This is a genomic window from Mesonia profundi (assembly GCF_031085155.1).
Taxonomy (GTDB): Bacteria; Bacteroidota; Bacteroidia; order Flavobacteriales; family Flavobacteriaceae; genus Mesonia; species Mesonia profundi.
In genome coordinates, this window is the sequence record NZ_JAVHUL010000009.1 from 67,113 (window position 1) to 93,674 (window position 26,562).

Sequence of the window (26,562 nt, forward strand, 5' to 3'; positions counted from 1 at the left end):
CGTTTTTAATACAATTAGGTATAGCGCTCGTAGTTATTGTTTTGCTAGTATTTGGGACCATGAAATGGTTGGATTATTCGACAAACCATGACCAACGCATTGAGGTTCCTAACCTTTCTAAGCTTTCGTTGGATGTGGTTGATCAAAAACTCGAAGAAATGGATCTAAGAAGAGAAATCTTAGATTCTGCGAATTACAATCCAGATTATCCTAAATATTCTGTGATAGAGCAAGTACCTAAACCAGGGGATTTTGTAAAAGAGAATCGAAAGATTTACTTAAACCTAAATCCTTCAGGATATAACAAGATAGAGATCCCCAATCTTTTAGGAAGAACTCAGCGACAAGTAGAACCTACTTTAAGATCATTAGGGTTTGAGATTGGGGATATTACCCATAAACCCAATATTGCTAAAAATGCAGTATTAGAAATGAGACACAAAGGAAAGTCTGTAAAGCCGGGTGATAAATTGATGAAAACTTCTGTAATCGATTTGGTTTTAGGAGATGGAACTCGTAACTATAATAGCGAAAATTAATATTTATTTTAATGAGTGAGCAGGAAGAGAACAGCAATGATGGAAATGATGAGCTTTACGAACATTATCATTTTGTAGCCTCCAAGGGACAAGAACCTTTAAGAGTAGATAAATTTTTAATGAATTTTGTAGAGAATGCTACTCGAAATAAAATTCAGAAGGCAGCAAAAGATGGAAATGTTTTTGTCAATGGAGTTGCCGTAAAACAAAATTATAAGGTAAAAGCCGAAGACGAGGTTAAAGTAATGTTTGAGCATCCTCCATACGAGTCTTTGCTTACGCCAGAAAATATTCCTTTAGATATTGTCTATGAAGATGATACCCTTTTAGTGGTCAATAAACCCGCTGGAATGGTGGTGCATCCCGGTCATGGGAATTATTCTGGTACGCTGATTAATGCGTTAATCTATCACTTTGATAACTTACCCAATAATAGCAGTGATAGACCAGGATTGGTTCATCGAATAGATAAAGACACTAGCGGTTTGTTGGTGGTCGCAAAAACCGAGCAGGCGATGGCTCATCTTTCTAAGCAGTTTTTTAATAAAACCAGTGAAAGAGAATATGTTGCTTTAGTTTGGGGACATGTAAACGATGAAGAAGGTACCATAGAAGGAAATATAGGAAGACACCCCAAAAATAGATTGCAAAATACGGTCTATTATGGAGACGATGCCGACAACGGAAAACCTGCCGTGACTCATTATGAGGTAATTGAAAGATTTGGTTATGTTACGCTAGTTAAATGTAAGTTAGAAACCGGTAGAACCCACCAAATTAGAGTCCATATGAAACATATAGGACATACGCTTTTTAATGATGAGCGTTATGGCGGAGAACGAATTTTGAAAGGAACTTCGTTCACCAAGTACAAACAATTTGTAGATAATTGCTTTAAAGTATTGCCAAGACAAGCTTTACACGCCAAGACTTTAGGTTTTGAACATCCTGCTACCAAAGAGTGGATGAGTTTTAATTCTCCGGTGCCAGAAGATATCGAAGCCTGTATAGAACGCTGGAGAAACTATGCTAAAAATCAAAAAGAGGTGTTGGAGTAGGGCAATCTTTTTTTGGAAAAAAAAAGCCGGGCTATCCGCTATATCTTTTGTTTCGCTAAGCTTCACAAAAGGATGCCGCTGCTATCCCTATTGCAAATCAATTTTATAAATGCCTCTATATAAATTCCAAATTAGGAAGTCTATTCTATTACCTGCATAAGTCTTATCTTTAGCTTAAAAACACCTATGAAAATTCTTGTTTCTCCCGCTAAGTCTCTTAATCTAGAAAGCGATCTACCCACCAAAAGACATACACAACCTCAATTTTTAGAAGAAGCCATTCAAATTAATAAAAAGTTGGCAAGGCTTACCAAAAAAGAGATTGCAGAATTGATGAACATCAGTCAAAAGTTAACCGATTTAAATTATGATCGCTATCAAGAGTTTGAAGAAAAACATCTGGTTAAAAACGCTCGTCCTGCGATTTATACGTTTGACGGAGATGTATATGCAGGCTTAGATGCGTACAGTATTCCCGAAGCTAAAATAGATCGACTTCAAAATGATTTGCGTATACTTTCTGGTTTGTATGGAATGTTGAGGCCTTTAGATCTTATGCAGCCTTACCGATTAGAAATGGGAACCAAATTACCTATTCAGCAGCATAAGGATCTCTATGAATTCTGGAAAGAAAAACTAACCGAAGCCTTAAATAAAGAAATGGCTAAAGAGGAGTTACTCATCAATTTAGCGAGCAACGAATATTTTAAAGCAATTAATAAAAAAGAACTTAAAGGGAAGTTAGTGAGTCCTGTCTTTAAAGACTTTAAAAACGGAAAACTAAAGATTATTAGTTTCTATGCGAAAAAGGCTAGGGGGAGTATGGTAAGGTATATTATAGACAAAGATGTACATACGCTAGACGATCTTAGGGGCTTTAACTATGATGATTATCGTTTTAGTGAAAAGGAAACTGAGAAGGAGCTGGAACCTGTATTTATAAGATAAAAAAAAGGCTAAAACTTAATGTTTTAGCCTTTTTAGATTTTAATTCATCTGCCACTTAAATTTGTTCAAAATCTTGAGTAGTGTTTTTATCTGCTTTTCTAACGTTAATGGCATTACCATCCTCATCAATTACAAAGGCAACAAACTCTAATTCTTCTGCATTCTCCACATTGGCAGGAACGGATATTGAATAGCTTTTGGTGTATACATCATTTTCAAACTCAGCTTCAGGAATAAGGTCTCCCATTAAGCTAGTGAGCGTTTCTCTTAAAACGTGATTATGTTCAAAATCTGGTACAGGGTTTACTGCATCATAATAATTGGTATAATTTTGCTGAGGATAAATCAATCCATTTTCTAAGACATAAACGACTAATTTAAGCTGATTAAAATTCTTAGCTTTTTTAACACTTACGTCTATCGTAATGTTGCCACCAGAGATCTCATTATCTATAGCTAAACCTAATTTAGGATTTTCTCCTTGACTAAGGTTAAGTACTTGATCAACGTTTTCTGGTTCTGGGCTAGTCCACAAGGTTTTTCTGTTTAAAAATCCTTTTGGATATCCTGCAGCATCTAAGGTGCTCTCTAGTTCTGAAGCGTCATAATTAAAAGGATCATACGTACCACTATTAGGATTAGAGCTATCTCTATGTATCGCTACAGCAACCGCATTATCTGTATTAGAAAACACTTCTTCAATCGCATGGGCTACACGCGTGCAGTAACCACACCAAGTACCAGTATAATCTTCAATAAGAACTCTCTTCTTGAAGTTTATTTCAGAACCATCATGATAGGTTATGATTAAAGCTTCCGAGAAAAAATTATCATATTCTGCTTTAGCGACATATTCACCAGGAATAGAAGAGGTGTAAGCATTTCCTTCTATTAACTCATCGTTAATGTAGAAAGAGGTCTGCGCTGTTACATCTTCTCCTTGTTGAGTTGCTTTTAAAATAACCGTATTGTCTATAAGACTCGTCGTATTATTTGCTGTAATAAGAATAGGCTGCTCTGAAGGTAGAATATCATAACTCTCAGAACAACTGTAAATCAAAGTTATAGAGAGTAATAAAAATAAAATGGATTTGAAAATCTTCATAGAATGAATTACTTCTTAATAATTTTAGTGGATGCTTGTTTTCCGTTAAGCGTTTGGAATTTAACTAAATACACACCAGCAGTTAATTGTGATGCATTTAATTGATTTGCTCCTTGCTCAAAGCTTTGGTTGTCAACTCTCTTTCCGTTAAGGTCATAAACAGCAACGTTAATTCTTTCGTTCGTATTAAAAGAAATGTTGTCGGCAATGATTGAAGAGTTTAAGGTTACTCCTAAGCTTTCCATAGAGAAGTTTGAAGTACTTAAACTAGAATCATATAAGTACGTGAATGTAACCAAATCTCCTAATTCATTTCCGTTTTCATCTACTTCGTAGAATCTAAAGGTGTAATCAACGGGAGCTTCTGTATTGTCTCCTGGATAACTACTAAAAAAATGATCAAATTGTCCATTGTCACCACCAGGTTGTAAAATTAAAGGGCCATTAAGTGGGTAGGTGTTTCCTATTGCAATATTTGCATAACACGTTCCTCCTACACAAAACTGTAAATTACTTCCTGAAGCATTATTCATATTAACCACTTCGGCTAGAATACGAACGGCTTCATCCCCTTGGTTTGTGATAAAAATAGGTAACTCTATTCCTAATTCTGAGTAAGAGTAGGTTTCATTATTTACAATTGGAGTATCGTTTTCTTCCGTAATAATGATTTGAGCGTTACTGTAAGTAAATGCGCAAAGCGCAAGAATAAATAGGTTTAATTTTTTCATAGTATTTGGGTTTTTGAAAAACACAAGGGTCTAAACAGCAATACTGTGTAAACCCTTATGGTTAATTATAATTTATTTTAAGATAAGCTTCGTTGTTTTTTGCATGTCGTTAGATTCCACTTTAACAAAGTAAATTCCAGTTTCTAAAGAAGATAGGTTTACTTCCTCATTAGCCTTAAGATCATTTTTGGTAAAGACTTGCTTTCCTGTAAGATCAAATACATTCATAGTGTAATTATCTAACTGACTAACAAAAATACTTCCGTTAGAAGGGTTTGGATAAATAGAAATTTGAATGTCATCAAAATTCTCTGTCGCTAAGGTAGTTACATTAAAGGCCGATCCTCTTACAAATTCTGATGTAAAACTTGGTGCATCTTCATTATATACAGTTACGCCGTTAGAAACAATTTCAATACCGGCATTAGGGTTACTTCCCCAACCGTCTCCCCAGTTGTCTAAGAATACTACATCGTAACAATCAGTTGATGGAAGGTTTACTTCGTGAATTTTTGTGGTGTTTGCATTAGATCCACCTCCGTTAGGACTTCCAGAATATGGTCCATAACTTTCAACAACATTACCAGCACTATTTCTAATTTCCCACGAAATTTCTGTAGGATAATTATCAGTTCTTACTTTAACAGTGATGTTATTTGAAGCCTCCTCAGAAACAATAAAATCGTACGCTCTTGTAGTCATTTCTGTTGTAGTATTGTGAGGAGTTTGACCGTTAATTCCAGTTAATTCAGCAGTGTATGTAGCATTTAAATCTATACTTACATCTTCAAAAAAAGCAGAGTCGTGCTCAAATTGGTTTACATTTCCTGAAAAGCTTGAAGTAGCTATTACTGTACCGTTTTCTTTTAAAACTACAGTAGCATCGGTAATATTGTTATTTCCATAGTTTGTAATGCTGAAAGGAATATTTGCTGTAGTACTACAAACATAAACCTCATCGCTTATTAATTCTAACATACCGTGGTTTGGAACACCAGTTACATTGTTACCTCCACAAAAATTTCCAACTCTAGTTAATACTTCGCTTGGTGTAAGGTAAGCAGTTTGAGAGCTATTTACAGTTCCAACTTCATACACTGTTTGATCTGTAGAACAAATACCAAATAGAGTAGGGTAGTAGGCAATTTGATAACTACTTGCAATACTGGCGTCATCTATAATTGGATATGGAGTATTTGCTAACCAATCACCTTGCGATGAACCTGTTTGTCCCATTAAATCTGCCATCGTAGTTTGAGCGTCTCCTTCAATAAAAAGAACAACTATCTCGTCAGATCCGGGTGCAGCATAAGCATAATGTAATTTTTTTAAAGTTTCAGCTTGATGAAAACCCCAACAAGGACCACACCAAGTAGCAGAAACATCCATAACAATATTTTTACCTTCACTTAAGTAAGTAGATAAAGAATGAGAATTTCCATCAACATCTGTTGCCGTAAAATCTGGAGCAGTAGAGCCGTTAGCTATTTGAGCTTGCGCAAATAAGCCTGTGGCTAAAAAGGCTAAGCTAAGTAATAATTTTTTCATAAGTTTTAAGTTAAATTTTTAACATTTACAAATATATAGTATTTATTAATTAGATGAATAAAAAAAGACCTTGAACTTTGTGATTTTCTTTATAATATTGACTTATTATTATATATTTGCTCGCTATTAACAAAAATTTAATACCCCATGAAAAATGTATTTTTCCTTATTTGCTGTTTGGTTGCTACCGTTTCTCAAGCGCAATCTCAAATGCCAAATGTTCAACTAAAGAATTTAGATAATAATTATCAAAATGTATATAAAGATTATGCAGCCAAAGATAAAGTTTATGTGTTTTCATTTTGGGCTACGTGGTGTGCACCCTGCATTAGTGAGTTAGAAGCAATTAAAGAAAATTATGCAGCTTGGCAAGAAGAAGTAGATTTTGAAGTAGTAGCCATTTCTATTGATGATTCTCGAACTATGAGAAGAATTAAGCCCATGATAAACGGAAAAGGATGGGAATATGAAGTTTTATTGGATACCAACCAAGAACTTAAGAGAGCCCTTCAAATTAACAATATTCCTCATGTAATTGTAGTTAAGAATCAAAAAGTAGAGTATGTTCATAATGGATATGCAGAAGGTGGAGAAGAAGAATTATTCGAAAAGATAAAATCTCTTTAATGGTTAAGAAAATTATTTTTTTATTGGGCGGAGTGATAGCTTTATCTACTTCTGCCACGGCTCAAGATACTATTAATGAACCCAATAAAATACAAGGAAGATTCTTTGGTGGAGTAGAGTCCAATTCGCAATACTATGTAGATGATCCAAAATTGGGAGACTTTTTGTACGAAGACCGCTTTAGATCTAACAATTATATCAATGTAAATTATAACTACGGAAGGTTTACTGCAGGAATTCAAGTGGAAGCCTATGAGAAAAATGCGCTTTTAAATTATAATCCTAAATTTAAAGGAACAGATTTAGCTACTTTTTATCTAGATTATAAATCAGAAAAACTAGACATTACTGTTGGTCATTTCTACGAGCAATTTGGGAGTGGATTAATCTTGAGAACTTGGGAAGACAGAGCTTTAGGAATAAACAATGCGCTTCGCGGAGGACGCATTGAGTTTAGACCTAATAACAATATAAGTTTAAAAGCACTTTACGGAAGACAACGCAGTGGGTTTACCGTGTCTGACGGTCATATTTTTGGATTCGATTCTGAATTTTACCTAACCGATTACCTTAACTTCGAAAAATCAGACTTGTCTGTAGGAGCTTCTTACGTGGGGAGATATGAAAAAACCGATATCGTAGATCCGCAATTTTCTGAATTGACCAATGCCATGGCATTTCGTTTCAATTATTATAAAGGTTCTTTCTACGCCAGTGGAGAAGCCAACTATAAAACGGAAGATGCTGTGCTAAGTGCTCAAAATGATATTAATGGCGATTATGTAAAGCCAGGAAGCGCTTATTTACTCAACTTCGGTTATACTAAAAGTGGATTAGGAGTAGACCTTACCTTAAGACGTGTAGAGAATATGGGATTTTATTCAGAACGGATACCAGAAAACTTGGGTGATAACAATTCAAGCCTTAACTATAACGATAGAATTCTTAACTATTTACCCGGTTTAACCAAGCAACATCACTCTAACTTGGCAAATATTTATGTTTACCAAGCTCAAGCAAGCGTGAGTTACTTAGATGTAGATAAAATGAAAGCTGGGGAAACTGGCGGACAAATAGATGTCTTTTATAACTTCAAAAAGGGAACTACGCTTGGTGGAAAATACGGAACTAAAGTTGCCGCAAACGTTGCAACTTGGTATAATTTGCCAGGAGAATACAGATTTTTTCCGCAGGAATATGACACCGAATTTTTTGGGGTTGCTCAAAAATATTTCTCCGATTATAACCTAGAGGTGAAGAAGAAACTGACAGAGAACTGGAGATCTGCTTTTTATTATGTGCACCAATATTATGATAAAAGCTTAATTGAAGGTGGAGATGTGGTTAAGGCAGATGTTTTAGCGCTAGAAAATACATGGGCTTTTGGCGAAAAGCAATCGGTGAGATTAGAGTTAGAGCACCTTTGGGCTGATACCGATAGAAAAAATTGGGCAGGAGGAACTTTGGAATATAACCTGAATAGAAATCTTTCTTTTTATGTTTGGGATATTTATAATTACGGAACCGATAAAGAAGCAGAAAAAAATCACTACTACAATGTTGGTGGAGCCTATCGTTTTGGAGCTTGGAGAATAGCTGCAAACTATGGTCGCCAGCGCGGAGGTTTGGTTTGTGTAGGAGGCGTGTGTAGATTCGTGCCAGAAAATACAGGCTTCACTTTAAACGTTTCTACTTCGTTTTAAGAGAAAATATATGAGAATTATATATTCAAACCCAGCAAGACTCTTGCTGGGTTTTATTCTTCTATCAATTCAAGCCTAAACTTTATAATTCCGGCGTCGATAGTTCCGCTTTCTAACACTCCGTTTTTATAAACGTATTTGTTCACGTTGTTTTTGTCATTTGTTTTTTCATATGCACGTTCACCTACTTTTTTTAAAGAATGAAAAGTCCCATTCTCTTCAGAATAAACTTGGCGAATACCAATCGGCTCTTCTAACATCAGCATTACGGCAGAATAGGTGATATCGTCTTCTATTTTGCTTTTTAGCTTTTGGTCTTCATAATAATGATAGATTCCGTTCTCTAAAATCGTTTGGGTGTCGTTTCTCTTATCACCTTTAACTTCTATAAGCACTTTTGCTTTACTAAGTTTAGTTTTGTTAAAGGCCACGAAATAACTATAATCTACCTTTATTTTGGAAAAAAGGATTTTGGTGTTGATGTTTGTTTGGTTTTGATATATGGTCCTTTGGTCTTTTACCTTTTTAATGGCTTGTAATGTGCCTACTTTTTTGTTACGATAAAATAAGTTGTAGGTTAAACTTTGAGTTTGGCTAACAACAGAAAAGGAAAAGAATAGAAAAAGTAAGATTAGGAGGAGTATTTTGCGCGGCATATATTAATTTTGATAACTTTGAGTTGATAACTACTAATAGTAGGTAAAAAAAATAAAGAATAAAAATAAAATGGAAAATTTAAAAGCAATTGAAGGAAGGGAAGACGTAAGTCTCTTAGTGCATAAATTTTATGAAAAAGTAAGACTCAACGAAGAAATAAGTCATTTTTTTAATGAAACTATACAAGATTGGGATGAGCATTTAGAGAAACTAACCGATTTCTGGGAGAGTAATTTGTTTAGAGTGAATAAGTTTTCGGGAAGACCAGGTTATGCGCATATTAAAGTAGATCAAAAATTTAATCATAGCATTGAGGCGAAGCATTTTGGGGTATGGCTTAACCTTTGGTTTGAAACCATCGACACCTATTTTGAGGGAGAGCTAGCCGATAAAGCTAAATATTTTGCCAGAAACCTAGGGAGTAATTTTCACATGAAAATCTTTGCAGCTAGAGGTTAGATCAATTTAATTGCGATACTATCTGTTTAATTTGCTACTAGCTCCAATCTTTTTCTTCCAATTGAAATAATTTGTCCGTTTCAACTTCCAATACCGAGGCTATTTTTAGAGCCAGTACGGCAGAGGGAGAGTATTTTTCTAACTCAATCGCATTGATGGTTTGTCTAGTTACTTCTACTTTTTCCGCTAAGGCCGCTTGCGTTAAGCCTTTGATAGTTCGTTGAATTTTGATTGCATTTTTCATGAATTTCTTCACTTTACGGAAATTAATTCTCTTTGAAAGAAAAGAATGAACAGGATTAATGTGCTTAACATATTTAATACTAAAACATTAAAGAATGCTAAGTTATAAATAAAAAATATGGCTAGAATAAGAATGGCATAATTACAGTAGACCGCCTTTACCAAAGCTTTTAATCTTAGGTTAGAAATATATTCGTCTTCTATTTTTTCTTTAGAGAAAGCGAATAAAATTCCACTTATAATGACTACAATCGTTAATACATCATACCAAATGTTAGTTTCAATCCAACTAAAATAGGTAGTATCTTTTAAAAATTCACTAGAAACGATAGCAAACATCGGTACATCCAAAATAAAAGGAACCCAATCTAGAAGTACCGTTGTTAGCAATGCACAAAAACAAATGATAAAAATAAAACCGCTGAGTTTTTTTATCCGATAGGGAAATAAATACGTCAAATTCATCCCTTCAGAGGGTTTAACTCCCCGAGACTTGTCTCTAATTTTTAAAAGATATTTTCGAGTTCATATGTCGTGGGCTTGCGCCGAGGTTCTTGATTAAGAATAGGAGTTTAGTTTTCATAAAAGTGATGTAAATTTTACAGAATGTAAAATATTTTATACATTTTATATTAAATTATTAGGTAGAAAAGTGATATCCATTTATAACTGGAATATAAAAAAGGAGGGTTTATGAGAGGTGGTTGATTGACTAATAAATGCTGGTCTAGCTTAAAGAGAACTATTCTTATGTTAGGGAATTAGACAAAAAACTCTCTTTATAAACTGGGTCTATTTCCGCGAAAGCGAAATAAAATAAAATAATTGGCCTCCTAAGGAATAGCTATTCAAACTCTTGGCAATCTTCTGTAGGAACGTAGACTCCGGCTGCTTGTTGATAGACTAAGGTAGCGCCCAAGTGGCCTACATACATTAAAAACCCGTTTCCAATGAGGAGAAGAATAAGAGTAAGTCTTTTTATCCAAAGAACTAAGGAGCCAAGTTGAAGAGAAAAAAAATAGGAGATAAAATCTAAGATCGCGGCTGCGGTAAAGATCCAAGCGGTAGTATAAGCATAGTTTTCGTGATCTTTAAGAATGGTAGGGTCACAAAGTGTTCTAGCTACAACGCCATCGGCGAGATCGCCGGTATAGATCGCAACCCAAGAGCCCATTACGCCTAAAACCAATAAGATGCTTCCGCCTAAAGAAAAGGTTTCTTTCTTAGAGAAAAGAGCCATACTTTTAAAGAGTAGCGCTATAAAAAATAAAGCGATAGGAAAATGAACGGACAGAGGATGAAAAACCTCTGTCCGCCAAAAATCTGGTAAAGTTTCCATTAGGATTACTCCATAATTTTTACTGAAATAGGATCTAGCCTATTTCCAGTTTTTTCTACCGTAACTTCTACTTTTTGATTTTCTTTCAGCATAGAAAAGTCGACCATTTCACCGTTTTTGGTTAATTTGGTCGCATCGTTAAAATAAAGTTCGAGCGTTTTATTGTCATCTGTCGTGACATAGATTTCAGTCTTCTCGGCTTCCACCTCTTTTACTGTTCCTTGGTAAGTTCCAGACTCTACCACATCTGTTCCTTCGCCACAAGCTACCATAAATAGCACACTAAACGTAAATAAAATAGTTTTGAAAAATTTCATAATAATGAATTTTGATTTACTCAAAGATACATACTGAACATCAAATATCATAATCTAGAAAAAAATATTGGGATGAAATTTTTTTATATGTAAATTGGGGTGAAATTATACCGATTAGCTTTAACCTATGAATTGTGTAAAAAATCTATTTATTCTTGTCTTCTTTTTAGGATTCTCAAGTACAACTGTAGCTCAAACCCTGTCCCGTTCACAATCTGGAGGAAATGATTTTTGGAGAAAAGTTCGTTTTGGAGGAAGTATAGGCTTAAACTTTGGCAATGGTTATTTTGCTGGAAGTATTGCCCCAAGTGCTATTTACCCCATTAATGAATATTTTTCTGCAGGCGCCGGACTTAATTTTAGCTACATAAAGGATAACCGTTATAAAGCGACCGTTTATGGAGGAAGTGTCTTGGGAATTGTAACTCCTATTCCTCAAGTTCAACTCTCGGCAGAGTTTGAGCAGTTGCGTGTCAATAGAGAAATAGAATATTATGACGCTACCGTCAATGATGATTTTTGGCATCCCGCTTTATTTTTAGGTGCTGGGTATAATACGGGGCCGGTAACTATTGGGGTTCGCTATAACGTATTGTACAATGACGACAAGTCCATTTACGGAAGTGCTTTTATGCCTTTTGTACGTATATACTTTTAATTAAAACAACTCATCTTATGAATGCACACGAGATAGATTACCAGATTTTTGGAGAAGAAATGCAATATGTAGAAATAGAATTAGATCCACAAGAAGCGGTCGTAGCAGAAGCTGGATCCTTTATGATGATGGATCAAGGCATTGAGATGGAAACCATTTTTGGAGATGGCTCTGCTAAAGATCAGGGTTTTTTAGGAAAACTAATGGGAGCAGGGAAACGAGTTCTTACGGGAGAAAGTTTATTTATGACTCTTTTTTATAACAACATTCCTGGCAAGAAAAAAGTCAGTTTTGCTTCGCCTTACCCAGGTAAAATTATCCCGATAGATTTGGATCGTTTTAATGGAAAATTTATTTGTCAGAAGGATGCATTTTTATGTGCGGCAAAAGGAGTTTCCGTAGGAATTGAATTTTCTAAACGTTTTGGGAGAGGTTTCTTTGGCGGGGAAGGCTTTATCATGCAAAAACTAGAAGGTGACGGAATGGCTTTTGTCCATGCCGGTGGAACCACCGCAGTAAAAGAATTAATGGTAGGAGAAAAACTGCGCGTAGATACGGGTTGTATTATTGGGTTTGATGCTAGTATAGATTATGACATCGAAATGGTTCGCGGAATTAAAAATGCGCTCTTTGGGGGAGAGGGAATGGTGTTCGCGACCTTAACCGGGCCTGGAACAGTTTATATACAATCGCTACCTTTTAGCAGGTTGGCTAGCAGAGTTTTTGCCGCTGCCCCACAAGGAGGCGGAAAAGATAAAGGCGAAGGAAGCATTTTGGGCGGCTTGGGGAATCTTTTGGACGGAGATAATCGTTTTTAAAACCATCAATTGCAATTTGATAAGTGTTTCATCATAAGCCTTAAAAATAAATCCTGAACTCGCTATTTCTTCAGAAACATCGAATTCAGGTTAAAATTATATGGTGCAGTTTAGCTATAACTCTTCTAGAAAGCTTATTTCAGGATAACTATGATCGTTTTGCACTTATTTTAATCCGGCGGAAAGTATTCTCTTTTTAATAAAAAAACGAACGTTTTTCGTATAAAAGTGACGTCTAAAAATTATTTTTGTCTTACGTCTTACATTTAATTCTAAGGCCTAGCATCTAAACCCTCTATTTTAATAAAAATATAATCTTCTTTTTTATCGGTGTAGATATAATGGTATTCGTCATTTAGAAAAGCCAAACTTTCATTTCTAACTTCTTTATCGTCGCTTAATTCTTCGATATACTTTTCGGCGTCCACTTCTCTATACTTGGTTTCTAAAGATGCTTCTTTCAAAAGCTCTAAATCTTTACTGATTACAAATGAAATGGAAGTAGATTCTTTCTTTTTAGTATAAAGCGCATCTATATCTAAAGAAGAAATATTAGGTCCCATCATCATTTGCATCTGTTGGTGCTGCTGTATATGCAATTGATGCATCATCATATGATGATGAAACCACCACATATTATGATAAGAATAATTTTGAATATTTACATAATCCATACGTACCGCAAGATTACCTTCTTCAGTTTCATTTACGGTAAGGGTGGGTTTGTTTTTGGCTCTTCTAGATTGCTTAATAAAATCTTCTCTTTTTTCTAAATCATTTTGGGCAAAAGCCATTTCTTGCTGTAGAGAAAGACGCTTTTCTTTTTCCCCAGATTCGATATCAAAAACATTCATTTCAATATCTTCTTTGCCAGAATTGATTACAAAAAGCTTATCGTCTTTCACGTAAGAATTAGACTTTTTTAATTTCTCTAAAGCGGTAGCCTTGTAGTTTTTAAGTTCAAATATATCTTCTGCATTGGGATTTATCTGTAAGGTTTCTATCTCGTCATCTTCTTTTTGATCATAGACGAGAAGCAGTTTTTCATCTTCAAAATAAGCTTGTGCCTTAGCGATAGATCCATTCTTTACAAACTCACGGGTATTGATTACATCTACATTTTTTCTAAAAATATGCTTTACTTTGTCTTCTAACTCTTTAGGAGTTTCGATTTTTTTGGTAGAAGAAGAAGTAGCATTTTCAATATATGTAAAAGTTAGATCCTTTCCTTTTTTATCTACTTCAAAGAAGATGCTTTTATTTTTTTGTTTAAAAACGTAGGCTGGTTTCTCTACATCTTTAGTTTGTTTGCGGTTGAGGTGTTTTCCCGTACTTAAATCAATATCATCTATAGATAGATTTCCGTCTTCAAAGTTAATCAGTGTTAACGTATTGCCGTTCGTGTGAAAAGAAATTAATTCGGGTTCCTCCTCAAAAGATAAGGTGCCTAATTCTGTAATATTTTTTTGCTCATCTATATAAAAGGGAATTACATCTTGCTTTTTAGTATTTTTATTTTTCACAAAAAGCATGTGCACACTAGCCAATTTATTGATATCAAAAGACATGGTGCGGCTAAACTTTTGGTGTTCTTTTAAGGAGTATTTAAATCCGTCAGCAGCAAAAGCGCTTATACTTATTAGAAAGACTAGGGAAAGTAGTATTTTTTTAATCATAAGAATTTGTAGGTTTTAATAGTAAAAACATCTAATTAGAGGTTAATAATAACAAAAAATTCACTTAACATTAAGGACTTGCTTAAAAATTTCAAGGTTTTATAAAAAAAAGTTGGGTGTCCTATTATTATTATAGATATTTAAAGAATTCACGCATTGTTTTACTTTATACTCAAAAAAAACCAATGAAAATAAATAAAGTTTTAGTCGCTAACCGAGGCGAAATCGCCATTCGTATATTTAGATCTTGTACAGAAATTGGCCTGCGAACCGTAGGTATTTACACGTTCGAAGATCGCTATTCCTTACACCGTTATAAGGCAGATGAAGCCTATCAAATAGGAGAAGATTCTGAGCCTTTAAAACCGTATTTGGATATAGCTAAGATTATTGCCGTCGCCAAAGAAAATGGGATTGATGCCATTCATCCTGGATACGGGTTCCTATCTGAAAACGCTGACTTTGCTGAGGCTTGCGAAGATAACGGGATCATTTTTATAGGGCCTAAAGTTTCTATCTTAAAAGCTTTGGGCGATAAGATTATGGCCAAAAAAGTGGCGATAGAGAATGATATTCCTATTATTAAAAGCAATCAAAAAGAGTTAGCCACAGTTGATATCGCTTCCGCGGAAGCAAAAGAAATAGGATATCCTATCATGTTAAAAGCCGCTTCTGGAGGAGGAGGTAGAGGAATGCGCGTGATTAGAACCGAAGAAGAATTGCGCAAAGCCTATCCCGAATCTAAACGAGAAGCCGCCAATGCCTTTGGAGACGATACTGTATTTATAGAAAAATTTGTAGAAAACCCTAAGCATATTGAAATTCAATTGCTAGGAGATAACCACGGAAATCTAGTGCACTTATTTGAGCGAGACTGCTCGGTGCAGCGTCGTTATCAAAAAGTGATTGAAATAGCGCCATCTTTCGGATTAAAAGAAGAAACCAAGCAAAAGCTATATGATTATGCCTTAAAAATAGGTAAGGCCGTAGACTATAACAATGCGGGAACGGTAGAGTTTTTGGTAGACGATGATGGCAGTATTTACTTTATAGAAGTCAATCCAAGAATACAGGTAGAACATACCGTAACCGAGGTGGTGACGGGAATCGACATTGTAAAAGCTCAGTTATTTATTGCGGGTGGATACCACCTAGAAGATGAACAAATAAAAATAGCTTCCCAAGACAAAGTAGAGGTAAAAGGCTTTGCAGTACAATGTAGAATCACGACCGAAGATCCTAAAAATGATTTTAAACCCGATTACGGAACCATAACTACCTATAGAAGTGCCAACGGATTTGGAATTCGTCTAGATGCAGGGAGTGTGTATCAAGGGGTGAGCGTTTCTCCGTTTTTTGATTCCATGTTGGTGAAATTAACCGCCAGCAGTAGAACTTTAGATGGTGCTTGTAGAAAAATGCGTAGAGCTTTAGCCGAATTTAGAGTGCGTGGTGTAAAAACCAACATGGCATTTTTAGATAATATTCTCAACGACGCTACTTTTAGAAAAGGAGAAGTGACCGTGAACTACATTCAAAATACACCTGAACTTTTCAAATTTAAAGAACCTAGAAATAGAGCCACTAAAATGGTGAATTTCTTGGGGAATGTGATTGTCAATGGGAACCCAGATGTAAAAATCATAGATCCTACCAAAAAGTTAGTAATTCCGGAAGTACCAAAATTTGATGAACAACGAGCGTATCCTAAAGGAACTAAAGATTTGTTAACTGAAATGGGACCAGAGAAATTTTCTCAATGGCTTAAAGCCGAAAAGAAAATCCATTTTACTGATACGACTATGCGTGATGCGCACCAAAGTTTATTGGCCACGCGTATGCGAACCACCGATATGTTAAGTGTGGCGGAAGGTTTTGCCAAGAACCATCCCGAAGTGTTTAGTATGGAAGTTTGGGGAGGCGCTACCTTTGATGTGTGTATGCGTTTTCTTAAGGAAAATCCTTGGGAACGCTTGCGATTATTGCGAGAAGCGATGCCTAACGTCTTGTTTCAAATGTTGATTAGAGGTTCTAACGGAGTAGGTTATACCGCTTACCCCGATAATCTTATTGAAAAATTTGTAGAAGAAGCTTGGGAAAATGGAGTCGATATTTTTAGAATTTTCGATTCCCTCAACTGGATGGAATCGATTGCGCCTTGTATAGAATATGTACGGACTAAAACCAACGGAATTGCTGAAGGAGCCATGTGTTATACGGGAGATATTCTAGATCCTAAACGCAGCAAATACAACTTAGATTATTACTTGCGTTTGGCAAAAGATATTGAAAATGCAGGAGCACATATTTTAGCGATTAAAGATATGGCAGGTTTGTTAAAACCTTACGCTGCCGCGGAATTGGTCTCAGCATTAAAAGCAGAGATCAACATTCCTATTCATTTACATACGCATGATACCTCATCGGTACAATCTGCTACCTATATCAAAGCGATTGAAGCTGGGGTAGATGTGGTAGATGTTGCTTTGGGTGGTTTATCTGGATTAACCTCTCAGCCTAACTTTAATGCGATGGCAGAAGCTATGCGTCACCAAGAGCGCGAAAATAAGATGGATATGCAAAGCTTAAATGCCTATTCTAATTATTGGACGAGTATGCGAGAATATTATTATCCGTTTGAATCTGGTTTAAAATCTGGAACGGGAGAAGTGTATAAACATGAAATTCCTGGCGGACAATATTCCAACTTAGTGCCACAGGCAGAATCTCTTGGTTTAAAAGATCGTTTTAACGAGATTACGCGCATGTACGGCGATGTGAACCAATTGTTTGGAGACATTGTTAAAGTAACGCCTAGTAGTAAAGTAGTAGGGGATATGGCTCAATATTTAGTGAGTAATAACTTAACGATTAAAGATGTACTCGAAAAAGGGGAGAGCATCAGCTTTCCAGAATCGGTTAAAAGTTTCTTTAGAGGAGATTTGGGGCAACCAGTTGGTGGATTTCCAAAAGACATTCAAAAAATAATTTTACGAGATGAATCTCCTTATACCAATCGGCCTAATGCTCATTTAGAGCCAGTAGATTTTGAGAAAGAGTTTAAAGAATTTCAAGAGAAGTTCACCAATGGGATGGATCGCGAGTGGGAAATCACCGATTTCTTATCCTATAAACTCTATCCAAAAGTATTTGAAGACTTGTACGATCATTATGTGAAGTATGGGAAAGTCATGCATATTCCTACCAAGAATTTCTTTTACGGAATGCAACCCGGAGAAGAGATTATTGTAGAACTCGACAAAGGAAAAACATTGTTGATTACTTTAGTTTCTGTGGGCGAAGCTAATGATGACGGTGAAGTGACCGTTTTCTTTAAAATTAACGGACAAACGAGAAATGTAGAAATAAAAGATACTTCCATTAAAGTGGAAAAAGTAAGCCATGTCAGAGCCGAAAAAGACAACGACAAACATATCGCAGCGCCTTTACAAGGTTCCCTTTCTGAAATCATGGTGGAAGAAGGACAGCAAGTGAAGAAAAACGAGCCTTTGTTTGTGATTGAAGCCATGAAAATGGGAACAACGATTACGGCTAATACCGATGGGAAGATTAAAAAAATCTACTTAAAAGAAGGTACGATGGTCTTTAGTGAAGACCTTATTGTAGAATTGAAATAATACTAATGTCACGTCGAGCGGAGTCGAGACGCTTTTGTTTAACCTTTCGACTTCCCGCCAGAATGAATTCTTTCGGGCTGGCGCTCAAGTTGGCAAAAGCTTATTTTAGGAATGAAAGCGAATATCTAGTAATTGATTTTCAAAACCACCATGAAAAGATCTTTGATTGATTTTATGGTGGTTTTAATGATTGTATTTATAACTTCTAGTCTCTAGTTTATTAGCGCAGCGTCTAGCATCTAATAACGAAGTGGTCTAATATCTAACAAACCTATGTTCAAACACCAGCATCCTTACCCGCCTTTTATTCCTAAAAATACAACCAAGCTCATCGTTGGGACTTTGCCGCCGCCAAGATTCACGACCGGCGACTTTAAACCGGATGATGTAAATTTCTGCTACGGAAGTAGAGATGGTCAATTGTGGAAAATTATATCGAAAATCTTTAAGCTTGATTTGACTTATAACAATTCCGCGGAAGCGATACAAGAACGAAAAGAAGTCTTAATCAAGAACCATATAGGCGTCTGCGATATGGTAGAATATGCCTATCGAGAGAAAATAGACGCTTCAGATATTGGGATGCAAAAGCCTAGGTTGCGTGATATGATTGGGATTTTAAAAGAGCATCCAAAAGTAGATACGTTATTGTTTACCGGAGGAAATAGCAAGAATGGCCCCGAATATTTTTTTAGAAGGCATATTAAAGGTTTTAGAGATATTCAACTAAAGAAAGTGAGCTTGGAAGTGCCAAGAATCCATCAGTTTTTGCTGGAGGGGCGATTAATCAAAACGGTTTCTTTAACGGCGCCCTCTGGAGCTGCCAATCGCGCTGTGGGAAGTATGGGGCTTTATAAGCAAATGAAACTCAAGAATCCAGAATTAGATACCATAGATTTTAGGGTGTTACAATACGAACCTTTCTTTAGGGAATAAAAAAAGTCCTCGATGATCATCGAGGACTTTTTTATACATATTTTAAACTTTAAAAGCTTACTTCGCTTTTTTCATTCCTTCTTCAATCATTCCATAAAACTGGTCTAACTTAGGAAGAACAATAATTTTTGTTCTACGATTAGCTGCTTTTCCAGCAGAGGTTTCGTTACTATCTACGGGAACATATTGACTTCTACCCGCTGCGGTCATTCTTGCAGGATCTACATCAAAGTCATGTTGTAAGATACGAACAATAGAAGTAGCTCTCTTAGTACTTAAATCCCAGTTGTCTTCCATACAAGAATTTTTAATTGGCACAGAATCTGTATGTCCTTCTACCATAAATTCGAAATCTTTCTTGTCTTTCACTACTTTCGCAACTTTACCTAGCACTTCTTTTGCTCGGTTAGAAACTTGGTAGCTTCCGCTACGGAATAATAATTTATCTGAAATAGATACGAAAACGACTCCTTTCTCTACATTAATCTCAATATCATCATCATTAATATTACTTAAAGCACCTTTTAAACTGGTAACTAGAGCTAAAGTAACCGAGTCTTTTTTATTGATGGCATCCCGCATAGTTTTAATCTGCAAGTCCTTTTCTTTCATACTCTCTAAAGAACGCTCCAAGTTTTCTGCACCTTTTTTAGATAAAGTAGATAAATCCCCTTGAGCATTTAAAAGCGCAGAATTGGTGTTTTTAAGTAAGTTGATTTGATCTTTTAGACTATTTACACGATATTCCTTATCTTCTAGACAAGTATTAAGTTTAATCGTAGCTGTATTTAATAAATCTTGAGTGTCTTGTTGCTTGGTTTCCATCGCTTTGTATTTCTTAGAAGAAACACAAGAAGAAAATAAAAAAACAGCAGATGCTGTCAATAAAAATATACGTTTCATAACTTTATAGTTTATACTATTTGAAGATTCAAAGCTATTAAAATTGCAGTACGCCTTATAACAGATTAACATTTTTATAACTTATGAGAGCTCATGGAACTTTTTTTGTCCTTTTATAAAGTACTTCCAAACGATTGAGAACAAGAAATCACCGCTTTCAGAAGGTTTTATAAATTTTCTTTTTTTCTGAATACGGAGAAAATTTTTGTAGAAACTCCCATGTGCTTTTAGGATGGCTAAGAAGTGTTTCGGCTTTCCTTGAACTAAAAATTGAATTCCGGCAACCGCATCTAATAGCATTCTAATAAATATAAGCAAGTAGGCTTTGAATCCAGGAACATTCTTTAATATGTTGTAAAGCGAGTTTCTAAAATTATAGAAGGTTTTCTTGGGATTCATTACGTTGAGCGTGGCTCCGCCTAAATGATAAATGCTAGAAGCTGAGGTATACCAACATTGGTAACCTCTATTTTTAATGCGCCAACACAAATCAATTTCTTCTTGATGCGCAAAATAATCTTCATCTAGAGCTTCTACTTCCTCAAAAATACTTCTTCTAATCGCTAAGCAAGCACCACTGGCCCAAAAAATCTCTTTGTCATCATCAAATTGACCTTTGTCTTCTTCTAACGTATCAAATATTCTTCCTCTGCAATAAGGATAAGCTAGTTGGTCTATAAATCCACCTGCAGCTCCGGCATATTCAAAATGCGTTTTCTTTTTATAATCCAGAATTTTGGGTTGGATCACGGCAATTTTTGGAGAAGAAGCAAACATCTCTTGTATAGGGACAAGCCAATTTGCGGTTACTTCTACATCGCTGTTTAGTAAGATGAAAACATCTTCTTTTACTTCCGCTAAGGCATCATTATAGCCTTTTGCATAACCACCATTTTCTTTATTCTGAATTATTTTTACCTGCGGATAATATTCTTCCACAAAAGAAACAGAATCATCTGTAGAGGCATTATCGGCTACATAAACCGTCGCTTGCGCAGAATGCTTCACCACCGAAGGTAAAAACTGCTCTAAAAGCGATTTTCCGTTCCAATTTAAAATTACTACTGCTGTGGTCATAAATTCATCTTAACTAGAGAAATCTGGAATGTCTTGCAAAAATTCATACCGCTCCTCTTCATAATTCAATTGGCAAAAGTAATGATTCAATCCGTTAGTGACCATTAAATAGCGTGCTTTTAAAGCCATATTGTAGCGCGCAATTTGATCGAAGGTGTCTTGGGTAATCTTTACGGAAGGTGCTTTACATTCTACAATGAGCTGTAAACTACCATCTTTATAAAAGCCTACCACATCGTAGCGTTTAATCAATCCGTTAAGCCGAAGCTGTTTTTCTACATTAATAAGCTGTAGCGGATATTTTTTTTCGTGATGCAAAAAATGAACGCTGTGTTGCCTTACCCATTCTTCTGGCGTAAGAATGATAAACTTTTTACGGATAACATCAAAAATAGACACTTTATTTTCGTTATTTTTGAAGCGAAATTGATAAGACGGAAAATTGAGCTTGTTCATAAGCTCCAAAGAAAACAAATTTCTAGCTTTTCCGCTTTAGCGAAGTACATTTTTTTGTAAATCCGTTTAAGGTCCAGTTTGATTTAATAAAAGTGACGATGTTACATCGAGCGCCAGCCCGAAAAGAATTCATTCTGGCGGGGAGTCGAGATGCATCTTATCTTTTTCTTTCTAACTTGAAAAAGACAAAAATCAATTTTAAGAGTTAAAACGAAAATACATTACAATTTTTTATCTATGGAATTAAAATCTCTTTTACAGGATATAAAGCAGCGAAAATTAAAGCCTATTTATTTTTTGATGGGAGAGGAGCCGTATTATATCGACAAAATATCAGAATTTTTAGGAGACAACATCTTAACGGAAGATGAGAAAGCCTTTAACCAAACCACGCTTTACGGAAAAGATGTCAGTTTAGATGAGGTATTGAGTACCGCAAAACGTTTCCCCATGATGGCCGAATATCAAGTGGTGATGGTGAAGGAAGCTCAAGATCTGTCTCGAGAAATTTTAGCGCAAGTGGATAAGAAAAAAAATCAGTTAGAGGCTTATGCCGAAAATCCGCAAGCGACCAGCATATTAATCTTTTGCTATAAATATAAAAAACTAGACAAGCGTAAGAAGGTATATAAAGCCATCGCAAAAAGCGGAGTTATTTTTGAAAGTAAAAAACTCTATGACAACCAAATTCCTACTTGGATTAGGGATGAGGTAAAACGACGAGGCTATTCGATTTCACCAAAAGCAACTCACTTGCTCACAGAATTTCTAGGGAGTGATTTGGGGAAAATTACCAACGAAATTGATAAACTGGAACTTATCTTAAACGGAAGGAAAGAAATTACGCCAGAGATTATTGAAGAGAATATAGGAATTAGTAAAGATTTTAATAATTTTGAACTGCAAAAAGCATTTGGAACCAAAGACTTTACTAAAGCTTACCGCATTATTGATTACTTTTCTCAGAATCAGAAAAATCATCCTATCGTTCTTACGATTCCCATATTATATAATTTTTTCTCTAAAGTATTGTTGTATCACGGCTTAAAAGATAAGTCTAAAGCAAACGTAGCATCCAATCTCAAGGTGAGTCCTTATTTTGTAAGCGATTATATTGTTGCTGCCAATAACTATCCCATGCGACAAGTAAGTGGAATTATCGCCACTTTAAGAGAAATTGATATGAAAGGAAAAGGGGTTGATGCCGCCTCAGCCACGCCCACCGATTTGTACAAAGAACTTCTTTTTAAAATACGCTCTTAGATGACAAAATTAAAAACCTGGGTGTCTGCAGCACGCTTAAGAACCTTACCGCTTTCTATTGCAGGAATATTGGTAGGAACCGCTTTAGCTCGATTAGAAGGTCATTTTTCTCTAAGCATATTCATTTTGGCCTTGTTAACCACGTTGGGCTTACAAGTACTTTCTAATTTTGCCAATGATTATGGAGACGGCGTAAAAGGCACCGATAATGAAGATAGAATTGGTCCTATGCGAGCCATCCAAAGTGGAATCATTTCTCATCAAGAAATGAAAATAGGAATGATTGTCGTGAGTGCTTTTAGTTTGATTATGGCTTTGTTCTTAATTTATACGGCTTTTGGGAGTGATAAATTTTTCCATTCCCTCTTCTTCTTTCTATTGGGGTTAGCTTCTATTGCGGCTGCCATTAAATATACCGTAGGAAAATCTGCTTACGGGTATCGAGGTTTGGGAGATGTTTTTGTCTTTATCTTTTTTGGGCTGGTGAGTGTTTTAGGTTCTCATTTTTTATACGTGCATTCTTTTGATGGCTTTAATTTATTACCCGCCTTGAGTATAGGTTTATTAAGCACCGCGGTATTGAACCTAAATAATATGCGGGATCAAGAAAGCGACACCAAAGCACAAAAAAATACCTTGGTGGTTTTTCTGGGAGCTGCAAGAGCAAAAAAATACCATTATGCCTTGATTGTTATTGCCTTTTTAGGTTTGGTGTTATTTATTCTTCATTCGAGAATCTACCTGTTGGCTTGGTCTTTATTGGGGTTCATTCCTTTATTTATGCATATAAAAACAGTAACTCAAAATACAAGTCCGGTGTTGTTAGACCCAGAGTTAAAAAAAGTAGCGCTAAGCACCTTTGCTATCGCTTTGCTTTTTCTAGTCTTGAGTTTAGTCTAAAATAAAAAGAACCTTTAAAAATGTTATATAAATGTGAAGCGTTTAGCGGTTCGCATCTATTTGCTTAAATTCAGGGCAAAATTAGGATTATGAAAATCACCTTTTACGGACAAAACAGTCTAGGCTTAGAAATAAACGGAAAGCATATCATTGTAGACCCTTTTATTAGCGGCAACGATTTAGCAAAAGACAAAGTAGATATTCAGCGATTAAAGGCAGATTATATTTTAGTCACGCATGCGCATCAAGATCATACCTTAGATGTAGAAGCGATTGCCAAAAATACAGGCGCTACAATCGTTAGTAATTTTGAAATCGCCAATCACTACGAAGCGAAAGGTTTTGAGGTACATCCTATGAATCACGGTGGTTCTTGGGAGTTTGATTTTGGGAAAGTAAAATATGTCAATGCGATTCATACCAGTTCTTTCCCAGATGGGAGCTATGGTGGACAGCCAGGAGGGTTTGTGATAGAAGCAAACGAAAAATGTGTGTATATTGCAGGCGACACCGCTTTAACGATGGATATGAAACTTATTCCTTTGTGTCATCAAGTAGATTTAGCGGTTTTTCCTATTGGCGATAATTTTACCATGGGCGTAGATGATGCCGTAATTGCAAGTGATTTTATAGAATGTGATAAAATTTTAGGTTGCCATTACGATACGTTTGGTTTTATAGAAATAGATCATCAAGTGGCAAAAGAAAAGTTTGAAATGAAAAAGAAAGAACTCCTCCTTTTAGAGATAGGAGAAAGCATAGAAATTTAATGAAAGCAAGCTATCAAAAACATAATTTAAACTTTAAACGCCCCAGTGGAACTTCTCGGGGCGTTCTTACGACTAAAGAAACCTGGTATTTAGTTTTAGAAAACAAGGGGCAGAAAGGAATTGGTGAATGCGGAATCCTTCGTGGATTAAGTATCGACGATCGTCCCGATTATGAGGAAAAGCTCCAATGGCTTTGTGAGCATATTGAGGAAGATCCCCATGTTCTCTTTACGGAATTAAAAGAGTTCCCTTCCATCATTTTTGGTTTAGAGATGGCTTTGAAATCTCTAGAGAGTGAGCATCCTCATATTCTTTTTCCTTCTCCCTTTGCGGAAGGGAAAAAAGGAATTCCCATCAACGGACTCATTTGGATGGGGGAGAAGTCTTTCATGAAATCCCAAATTGAAGAAAAAATAAAGCAAGGCTTCACCTGCATTAAACTTAAAATAGGCGCTATAGATTTTGAAGCCGAAATGCAACTTCTTCAGTACATAAGAAAAGAGTTTTCTGCCAGCGATATTGAATTGCGCGTAGATGCCAATGGCGCTTTTCAGCCTGAGGAGGCTTTAGGGAAATTACAACGCCTAAGCGAACTTAATTTGCACAGTATCGAGCAACCCATCCGTCAAGGACAAAGACAAGAAATGGCGGCTTTATGTGATGAAACTCCGTTACCTATCGCCTTAGATGAAGAGTTGATCGGAGTTTTTAAGACTTCCGATAAGGAAAAACTACTTCAAGAGATTCAGCCGCAATATATTATTTTAAAGCCGAGCTTAATAGGTGGTTTTCAAGGGATGGATGAATGGATTTCGTTAGCAAATCAAGAGAAAACGGGTTGGTGGATCACCAGCGCTTTAGAAAGCAATGTAGGTCTTAATGCCATTGCGCAATATACGTTTTTGCAAGACAATCCTATGCCACAAGGTTTGGGAACAGGAAGTCTTTTTACCAATAATATCGAGAGTCCGCTTCAAGTCATGGGCGAGAATTTATTTTATAATCCCAAGCAATCTTGGGAAACTAACAAGCTCTTTTTCTAATGTTTATAGAACAAGCATATCGTGGAAAGCACGATTTTTGGTTATATTTAGTAGGTTCTTTAATTGTGGCGATTGCTGCAGTGATAGGACAAATTCCGTTGACGTTAGCTATTTTTTTAGAAAATGGACTTGACTCTGTTGGAATGTCTCAACCCGAGTTGATGCAAAGCCTAGATCCTAATCTTTTAATCTTCTTGCTGTTATTATCTTTTGCGATTGGTTTAGTAGGGCTAAAACTGGCTGTAAAATATTTACATCAGATTAGTCTTATGACGATTACCACAACGCGGAAAAAGGTGGATTGGGGAAGAATAATCTTAGGCTTCGGATTGATAGCCGTATTTTCTTCGATTTCTATTTGGATTGATTATCAAAGTAATCCAGAAAATTATGTATGGAATTATAAATCCATGCCTTTTCTCATTCTTTGTCTCATTGCCATCGTAATGGTTCCCATACAAACCAGTTTAGAGGAATACCTTTTTAGAGGTTACCTTATGCAGGGCTTTGGTATGGGCACCAGGCATAAGTATTTTTCTGTTGGATTAATCGTTACTTTACTTATAGCGCTGGTACTTTTTGGAGCTAACTTCATGTATGATATAGATTTATTGATGAATGCCGTGATTTCGTTTGCGGCTCTTGTGACCTTAGTATTCATTCACATGCTTTTAGAAAAGAAAAATGTCTATGGTAAAGCGGCTTATTTAAAATTCAATACCTCTTTTCAATTTAAATTTACTCCTTTAATCATTACTTCCTTGATTTTTGGTTTGTTGCATTTGGCCAATCCAGAAGTGGAGAAATTGGGATATTCTATTCTCTTTTTCTATATAGGAACCGGATTATTTCTAGGAATCATCACGTTAATGGATGAAGGTATGGAGCTTGCCTTAGGTTTTCACGCGGGGAATAACCTTATCGGAATTATTTTGGTTACCGCAAATTGGACTGCGTTTCAGTCGGAGTCATTATTGAAAGATGTGGCAGAACCCACCATAGGTTTTGATGTTTTCTTACCTTTATTAATCGTTTACCCCATTTTTTACATCATTATGGCAAAAGTATATAAATGGAAAAATTGGAAAGAAAAGCTTTTTGGTGCGATTAAGCCTCCTGTAGAAACTAGAATACCAAATTAAAGAGAGCC

Annotated in this window: 27 protein-coding genes; 15 read left to right on the plus strand and 12 right to left on the minus strand. The window is 35.8% G+C overall.

Annotated elements, in window-relative coordinates; all coding sequences use genetic code 11:
- Positions 1–59: 59 nt before the first annotated feature.
- The 3 genes from RBU60_RS05095 to yaaA all read left to right on the plus strand — a co-directional run bounded on the left by RBU60_RS05095 (position 60) and on the right by yaaA (position 2,545).
- Positions 60–539 (plus strand): PASTA domain-containing protein, encoded by a 480-nt coding sequence (locus RBU60_RS05095; RefSeq protein WP_407660192.1) that lies wholly within the window; start codon positions 60–62, stop codon positions 537–539.
- Between the two features lie 11 nt (positions 540–550).
- Complete coding sequence (locus RBU60_RS05100) at positions 551–1,597, plus strand: RluA family pseudouridine synthase (protein WP_308863618.1); 1,047 nt, start codon at positions 551–553, stop codon at positions 1,595–1,597.
- A 186-nt stretch (positions 1,598–1,783) separates the two neighbouring features.
- Positions 1,784–2,545: a peroxide stress protein YaaA gene (gene yaaA / locus RBU60_RS05105; RefSeq protein WP_308863619.1), complete on the plus strand. Its 762-nt coding sequence runs from the start codon at positions 1,784–1,786 to the stop codon at positions 2,543–2,545.
- Positions 2,546–2,600: 55 nt separating this feature from the next.
- Here yaaA and RBU60_RS05110 read toward each other — a convergent pair whose 3' ends face one another.
- The 3 genes from RBU60_RS05110 to RBU60_RS05120 all read right to left on the minus strand — a co-directional run bounded on the left by RBU60_RS05110 (position 2,601) and on the right by RBU60_RS05120 (position 5,929).
- Positions 2,601–3,650 (minus strand): Omp28-related outer membrane protein, encoded by a 1,050-nt coding sequence (locus RBU60_RS05110; RefSeq protein ID WP_308863620.1) that lies wholly within the window; start codon positions 3,648–3,650, stop codon positions 2,601–2,603.
- 8 nt (positions 3,651–3,658) lie between these two features.
- On the minus strand, positions 3,659–4,381 hold the full coding sequence (locus tag RBU60_RS05115; protein ID WP_308863621.1) for a T9SS type A sorting domain-containing protein: 723 nt from the start codon (positions 4,379–4,381) through the stop codon (positions 3,659–3,661).
- 72 nt (positions 4,382–4,453) lie between these two features.
- Entirely contained in the window at positions 4,454–5,929 is a 1,476-nt protein-coding gene (locus RBU60_RS05120; RefSeq protein ID WP_308863622.1) for a peroxiredoxin family protein, read from the minus strand.
- Between the two features lie 147 nt (positions 5,930–6,076).
- Here RBU60_RS05120 and RBU60_RS05125 point away from each other — a divergent pair, with 147 nt between their 5' ends.
- Both RBU60_RS05125 and RBU60_RS05130 read left to right on the plus strand, forming a co-directional pair.
- Positions 6,077–6,556 carry a TlpA family protein disulfide reductase gene (locus RBU60_RS05125; RefSeq protein ID WP_308863623.1) on the plus strand — a complete coding sequence of 160 codons (480 nt, stop codon included), beginning with the start codon at positions 6,077–6,079 and terminating at the stop codon, positions 6,554–6,556.
- Complete coding sequence (locus RBU60_RS05130; protein ID WP_308863624.1) at positions 6,556–8,259, plus strand: DUF6029 family protein; 1,704 nt, start codon at positions 6,556–6,558, stop codon at positions 8,257–8,259. The genes RBU60_RS05125 and RBU60_RS05130 overlap by 1 nt, the downstream gene beginning before the upstream one ends.
- Positions 8,260–8,312: 53 nt before the next feature.
- On the opposite strand, the gene RBU60_RS05135 is transcribed toward RBU60_RS05130, so the two are convergent.
- Positions 8,313–8,915, minus strand: a complete 603-nt coding sequence (locus RBU60_RS05135; RefSeq protein ID WP_308863625.1) for a DUF6134 family protein — start codon at positions 8,913–8,915, stop codon at positions 8,313–8,315.
- Between the two features lie 70 nt (positions 8,916–8,985).
- On the opposite strand from RBU60_RS05135, the gene RBU60_RS05140 reads away from it, so the two are divergent.
- Complete coding sequence (locus RBU60_RS05140; protein ID WP_308863626.1) at positions 8,986–9,375, plus strand: group III truncated hemoglobin; 390 nt, start codon at positions 8,986–8,988, stop codon at positions 9,373–9,375.
- Between the two features lie 37 nt (positions 9,376–9,412).
- Here RBU60_RS05140 and RBU60_RS05145 read toward each other — a convergent pair whose 3' ends face one another.
- From RBU60_RS05145 to RBU60_RS05160, 4 genes are all read right to left on the minus strand, one after another.
- On the minus strand, positions 9,413–9,619 hold the full coding sequence (locus tag RBU60_RS05145) for a helix-turn-helix transcriptional regulator (protein WP_308863627.1): 207 nt from the start codon (positions 9,617–9,619) through the stop codon (positions 9,413–9,415).
- A gap of 8 nt (positions 9,620–9,627) precedes the next feature.
- Positions 9,628–10,083, minus strand: coding sequence for a hypothetical protein (locus tag RBU60_RS05150; protein WP_308863628.1), 456 nt, complete (start codon positions 10,081–10,083; stop codon positions 9,628–9,630).
- Between the two features lie 379 nt (positions 10,084–10,462).
- Positions 10,463–10,957 carry a DUF2231 domain-containing protein gene (locus RBU60_RS05155; protein WP_308863629.1) on the minus strand — a complete coding sequence of 165 codons (495 nt, stop codon included), beginning with the start codon at positions 10,955–10,957 and terminating at the stop codon, positions 10,463–10,465.
- A gap of 5 nt (positions 10,958–10,962) precedes the next feature.
- Positions 10,963–11,274, minus strand: coding sequence for a hypothetical protein (locus tag RBU60_RS05160; RefSeq protein WP_308863630.1), 312 nt, complete (start codon positions 11,272–11,274; stop codon positions 10,963–10,965).
- 127 nt (positions 11,275–11,401) lie between these two features.
- Here RBU60_RS05160 and RBU60_RS05165 point away from each other — a divergent pair, with 127 nt between their 5' ends.
- Together RBU60_RS05165 and RBU60_RS05170 are read left to right on the plus strand one after the other, a co-directional pair.
- The gene (locus tag RBU60_RS05165; RefSeq protein ID WP_308863632.1) at positions 11,402–11,932 is read left to right on the plus strand and encodes an alpha-ketoglutarate decarboxylase; all 531 of its coding nucleotides are present in this window, start codon (positions 11,402–11,404) and stop codon (positions 11,930–11,932) included.
- Positions 11,933–11,949: 17 nt separating this feature from the next.
- Entirely contained in the window at positions 11,950–12,750 is an 801-nt protein-coding gene (locus tag RBU60_RS05170; protein ID WP_308863633.1) for a TIGR00266 family protein, read from the plus strand.
- 272 nt (positions 12,751–13,022) lie between these two features.
- Here RBU60_RS05170 and RBU60_RS05175 read toward each other — a convergent pair whose 3' ends face one another.
- Complete coding sequence (locus tag RBU60_RS05175) at positions 13,023–14,426, minus strand: hypothetical protein (protein ID WP_308863634.1); 1,404 nt, start codon at positions 14,424–14,426, stop codon at positions 13,023–13,025.
- 185 nt (positions 14,427–14,611) lie between these two features.
- On the opposite strand from RBU60_RS05175, the gene RBU60_RS05180 reads away from it, so the two are divergent.
- Positions 14,612–18,064, plus strand: coding sequence for a pyruvate carboxylase (locus RBU60_RS05180; RefSeq protein WP_308863635.1), 3,453 nt, complete (start codon positions 14,612–14,614; stop codon positions 18,062–18,064).
- Between the two features lie 273 nt (positions 18,065–18,337).
- Positions 18,338–19,000, plus strand: a complete 663-nt coding sequence (locus RBU60_RS05185; protein WP_308863636.1) for a uracil-DNA glycosylase family protein — start codon at positions 18,338–18,340, stop codon at positions 18,998–19,000.
- A gap of 57 nt (positions 19,001–19,057) precedes the next feature.
- On the opposite strand, the gene RBU60_RS05190 is transcribed toward RBU60_RS05185, so the two are convergent.
- The 3 genes from RBU60_RS05190 to RBU60_RS05200 all read right to left on the minus strand — a co-directional run bounded on the left by RBU60_RS05190 (position 19,058) and on the right by RBU60_RS05200 (position 21,436).
- Positions 19,058–19,903: an OmpA/MotB family protein gene (locus RBU60_RS05190; protein WP_308863637.1), complete on the minus strand. Its 846-nt coding sequence runs from the start codon at positions 19,901–19,903 to the stop codon at positions 19,058–19,060.
- An 81-nt stretch (positions 19,904–19,984) separates the two neighbouring features.
- Positions 19,985–20,980 (minus strand): glycosyltransferase family 2 protein, encoded by a 996-nt coding sequence (locus RBU60_RS05195; RefSeq protein WP_308863638.1) that lies wholly within the window; start codon positions 20,978–20,980, stop codon positions 19,985–19,987.
- A gap of 9 nt (positions 20,981–20,989) precedes the next feature.
- Positions 20,990–21,436 (minus strand): type I restriction enzyme HsdR N-terminal domain-containing protein, encoded by a 447-nt coding sequence (locus RBU60_RS05200; RefSeq protein WP_308863639.1) that lies wholly within the window; start codon positions 21,434–21,436, stop codon positions 20,990–20,992.
- 237 nt (positions 21,437–21,673) lie between these two features.
- Here RBU60_RS05200 and holA point away from each other — a divergent pair, with 237 nt between their 5' ends.
- From holA to RBU60_RS05225, 5 genes are all read left to right on the plus strand, one after another.
- Positions 21,674–22,699, plus strand: coding sequence for a DNA polymerase III subunit delta (gene holA, locus RBU60_RS05205; protein ID WP_308863640.1), 1,026 nt, complete (start codon positions 21,674–21,676; stop codon positions 22,697–22,699).
- The gene (gene menA, locus RBU60_RS05210; RefSeq protein ID WP_308863641.1) at positions 22,700–23,599 is read left to right on the plus strand and encodes a 1,4-dihydroxy-2-naphthoate octaprenyltransferase; all 900 of its coding nucleotides are present in this window, start codon (positions 22,700–22,702) and stop codon (positions 23,597–23,599) included.
- An 89-nt stretch (positions 23,600–23,688) separates the two neighbouring features.
- Complete coding sequence (locus RBU60_RS05215; protein ID WP_308863642.1) at positions 23,689–24,369, plus strand: metal-dependent hydrolase; 681 nt, start codon at positions 23,689–23,691, stop codon at positions 24,367–24,369.
- Positions 24,369–25,412, plus strand: a complete 1,044-nt coding sequence (locus tag RBU60_RS05220; protein ID WP_308863643.1) for an o-succinylbenzoate synthase — start codon at positions 24,369–24,371, stop codon at positions 25,410–25,412. Before RBU60_RS05215 ends, RBU60_RS05220 begins: the two co-directional genes overlap by 1 nt.
- Entirely contained in the window at positions 25,412–26,554 is a 1,143-nt protein-coding gene (locus RBU60_RS05225) for a CPBP family glutamic-type intramembrane protease (RefSeq protein ID WP_308863644.1), read from the plus strand. Before RBU60_RS05220 ends, RBU60_RS05225 begins: the two co-directional genes overlap by 1 nt.
- Positions 26,555–26,562: the final 8 nt, after the last annotated feature.

Excerpts from the sequence above, each read along its gene's own strand:
- RBU60_RS05095 (WP_407660192.1), top strand. The coding sequence starts at position 60 with ATGAAATGGTTGGATTATTCGACAAACCATGACCAACGCATTGAGGTT.
- RBU60_RS05100 (WP_308863618.1), top strand. The coding sequence starts at position 551 with ATGAGTGAGCAGGAAGAGAACAGCAATGATGGAAATGATGAGCTTTAC.
- yaaA (WP_308863619.1), top strand. The coding sequence starts at position 1,784 with ATGAAAATTCTTGTTTCTCCCGCTAAGTCTCTTAATCTAGAAAGCGAT.
- RBU60_RS05110 (WP_308863620.1), bottom strand. The coding sequence starts at position 3,650 with ATGAAGATTTTCAAATCCATTTTATTTTTATTACTCTCTATAACTTTG.
- RBU60_RS05115 (WP_308863621.1), bottom strand. The coding sequence starts at position 4,381 with ATGAAAAAATTAAACCTATTTATTCTTGCGCTTTGCGCATTTACTTAC.
- RBU60_RS05120 (WP_308863622.1), bottom strand. The coding sequence starts at position 5,929 with ATGAAAAAATTATTACTTAGCTTAGCCTTTTTAGCCACAGGCTTATTT.
- RBU60_RS05125 (WP_308863623.1), top strand. The coding sequence starts at position 6,077 with ATGAAAAATGTATTTTTCCTTATTTGCTGTTTGGTTGCTACCGTTTCT.
- RBU60_RS05130 (WP_308863624.1), top strand. The coding sequence starts at position 6,556 with ATGGTTAAGAAAATTATTTTTTTATTGGGCGGAGTGATAGCTTTATCT.
- RBU60_RS05135 (WP_308863625.1), bottom strand. The coding sequence starts at position 8,915 with ATGCCGCGCAAAATACTCCTCCTAATCTTACTTTTTCTATTCTTTTCC.
- RBU60_RS05140 (WP_308863626.1), top strand. The coding sequence starts at position 8,986 with ATGGAAAATTTAAAAGCAATTGAAGGAAGGGAAGACGTAAGTCTCTTA.
- RBU60_RS05145 (WP_308863627.1), bottom strand. The coding sequence starts at position 9,619 with ATGAAAAATGCAATCAAAATTCAACGAACTATCAAAGGCTTAACGCAA.
- RBU60_RS05150 (WP_308863628.1), bottom strand. The coding sequence starts at position 10,083 with ATGAATTTGACGTATTTATTTCCCTATCGGATAAAAAAACTCAGCGGT.
- RBU60_RS05155 (WP_308863629.1), bottom strand. The coding sequence starts at position 10,957 with ATGGAAACTTTACCAGATTTTTGGCGGACAGAGGTTTTTCATCCTCTG.
- RBU60_RS05160 (WP_308863630.1), bottom strand. The coding sequence starts at position 11,274 with ATGAAATTTTTCAAAACTATTTTATTTACGTTTAGTGTGCTATTTATG.
- RBU60_RS05165 (WP_308863632.1), top strand. The coding sequence starts at position 11,402 with ATGAATTGTGTAAAAAATCTATTTATTCTTGTCTTCTTTTTAGGATTC.
- RBU60_RS05170 (WP_308863633.1), top strand. The coding sequence starts at position 11,950 with ATGAATGCACACGAGATAGATTACCAGATTTTTGGAGAAGAAATGCAA.
- RBU60_RS05175 (WP_308863634.1), bottom strand. The coding sequence starts at position 14,426 with ATGATTAAAAAAATACTACTTTCCCTAGTCTTTCTAATAAGTATAAGC.
- RBU60_RS05180 (WP_308863635.1), top strand. The coding sequence starts at position 14,612 with ATGAAAATAAATAAAGTTTTAGTCGCTAACCGAGGCGAAATCGCCATT.
- RBU60_RS05185 (WP_308863636.1), top strand. The coding sequence starts at position 18,338 with ATGTTCAAACACCAGCATCCTTACCCGCCTTTTATTCCTAAAAATACA.
- RBU60_RS05190 (WP_308863637.1), bottom strand. The coding sequence starts at position 19,903 with ATGAAACGTATATTTTTATTGACAGCATCTGCTGTTTTTTTATTTTCT.
- RBU60_RS05195 (WP_308863638.1), bottom strand. The coding sequence starts at position 20,980 with ATGACCACAGCAGTAGTAATTTTAAATTGGAACGGAAAATCGCTTTTA.
- RBU60_RS05200 (WP_308863639.1), bottom strand. The coding sequence starts at position 21,436 with ATGAACAAGCTCAATTTTCCGTCTTATCAATTTCGCTTCAAAAATAAC.
- holA (WP_308863640.1), top strand. The coding sequence starts at position 21,674 with ATGGAATTAAAATCTCTTTTACAGGATATAAAGCAGCGAAAATTAAAG.
- menA (WP_308863641.1), top strand. The coding sequence starts at position 22,700 with ATGACAAAATTAAAAACCTGGGTGTCTGCAGCACGCTTAAGAACCTTA.
- RBU60_RS05215 (WP_308863642.1), top strand. The coding sequence starts at position 23,689 with ATGAAAATCACCTTTTACGGACAAAACAGTCTAGGCTTAGAAATAAAC.
- RBU60_RS05220 (WP_308863643.1), top strand. The coding sequence starts at position 24,369 with ATGAAAGCAAGCTATCAAAAACATAATTTAAACTTTAAACGCCCCAGT.
- RBU60_RS05225 (WP_308863644.1), top strand. The coding sequence starts at position 25,412 with ATGTTTATAGAACAAGCATATCGTGGAAAGCACGATTTTTGGTTATAT.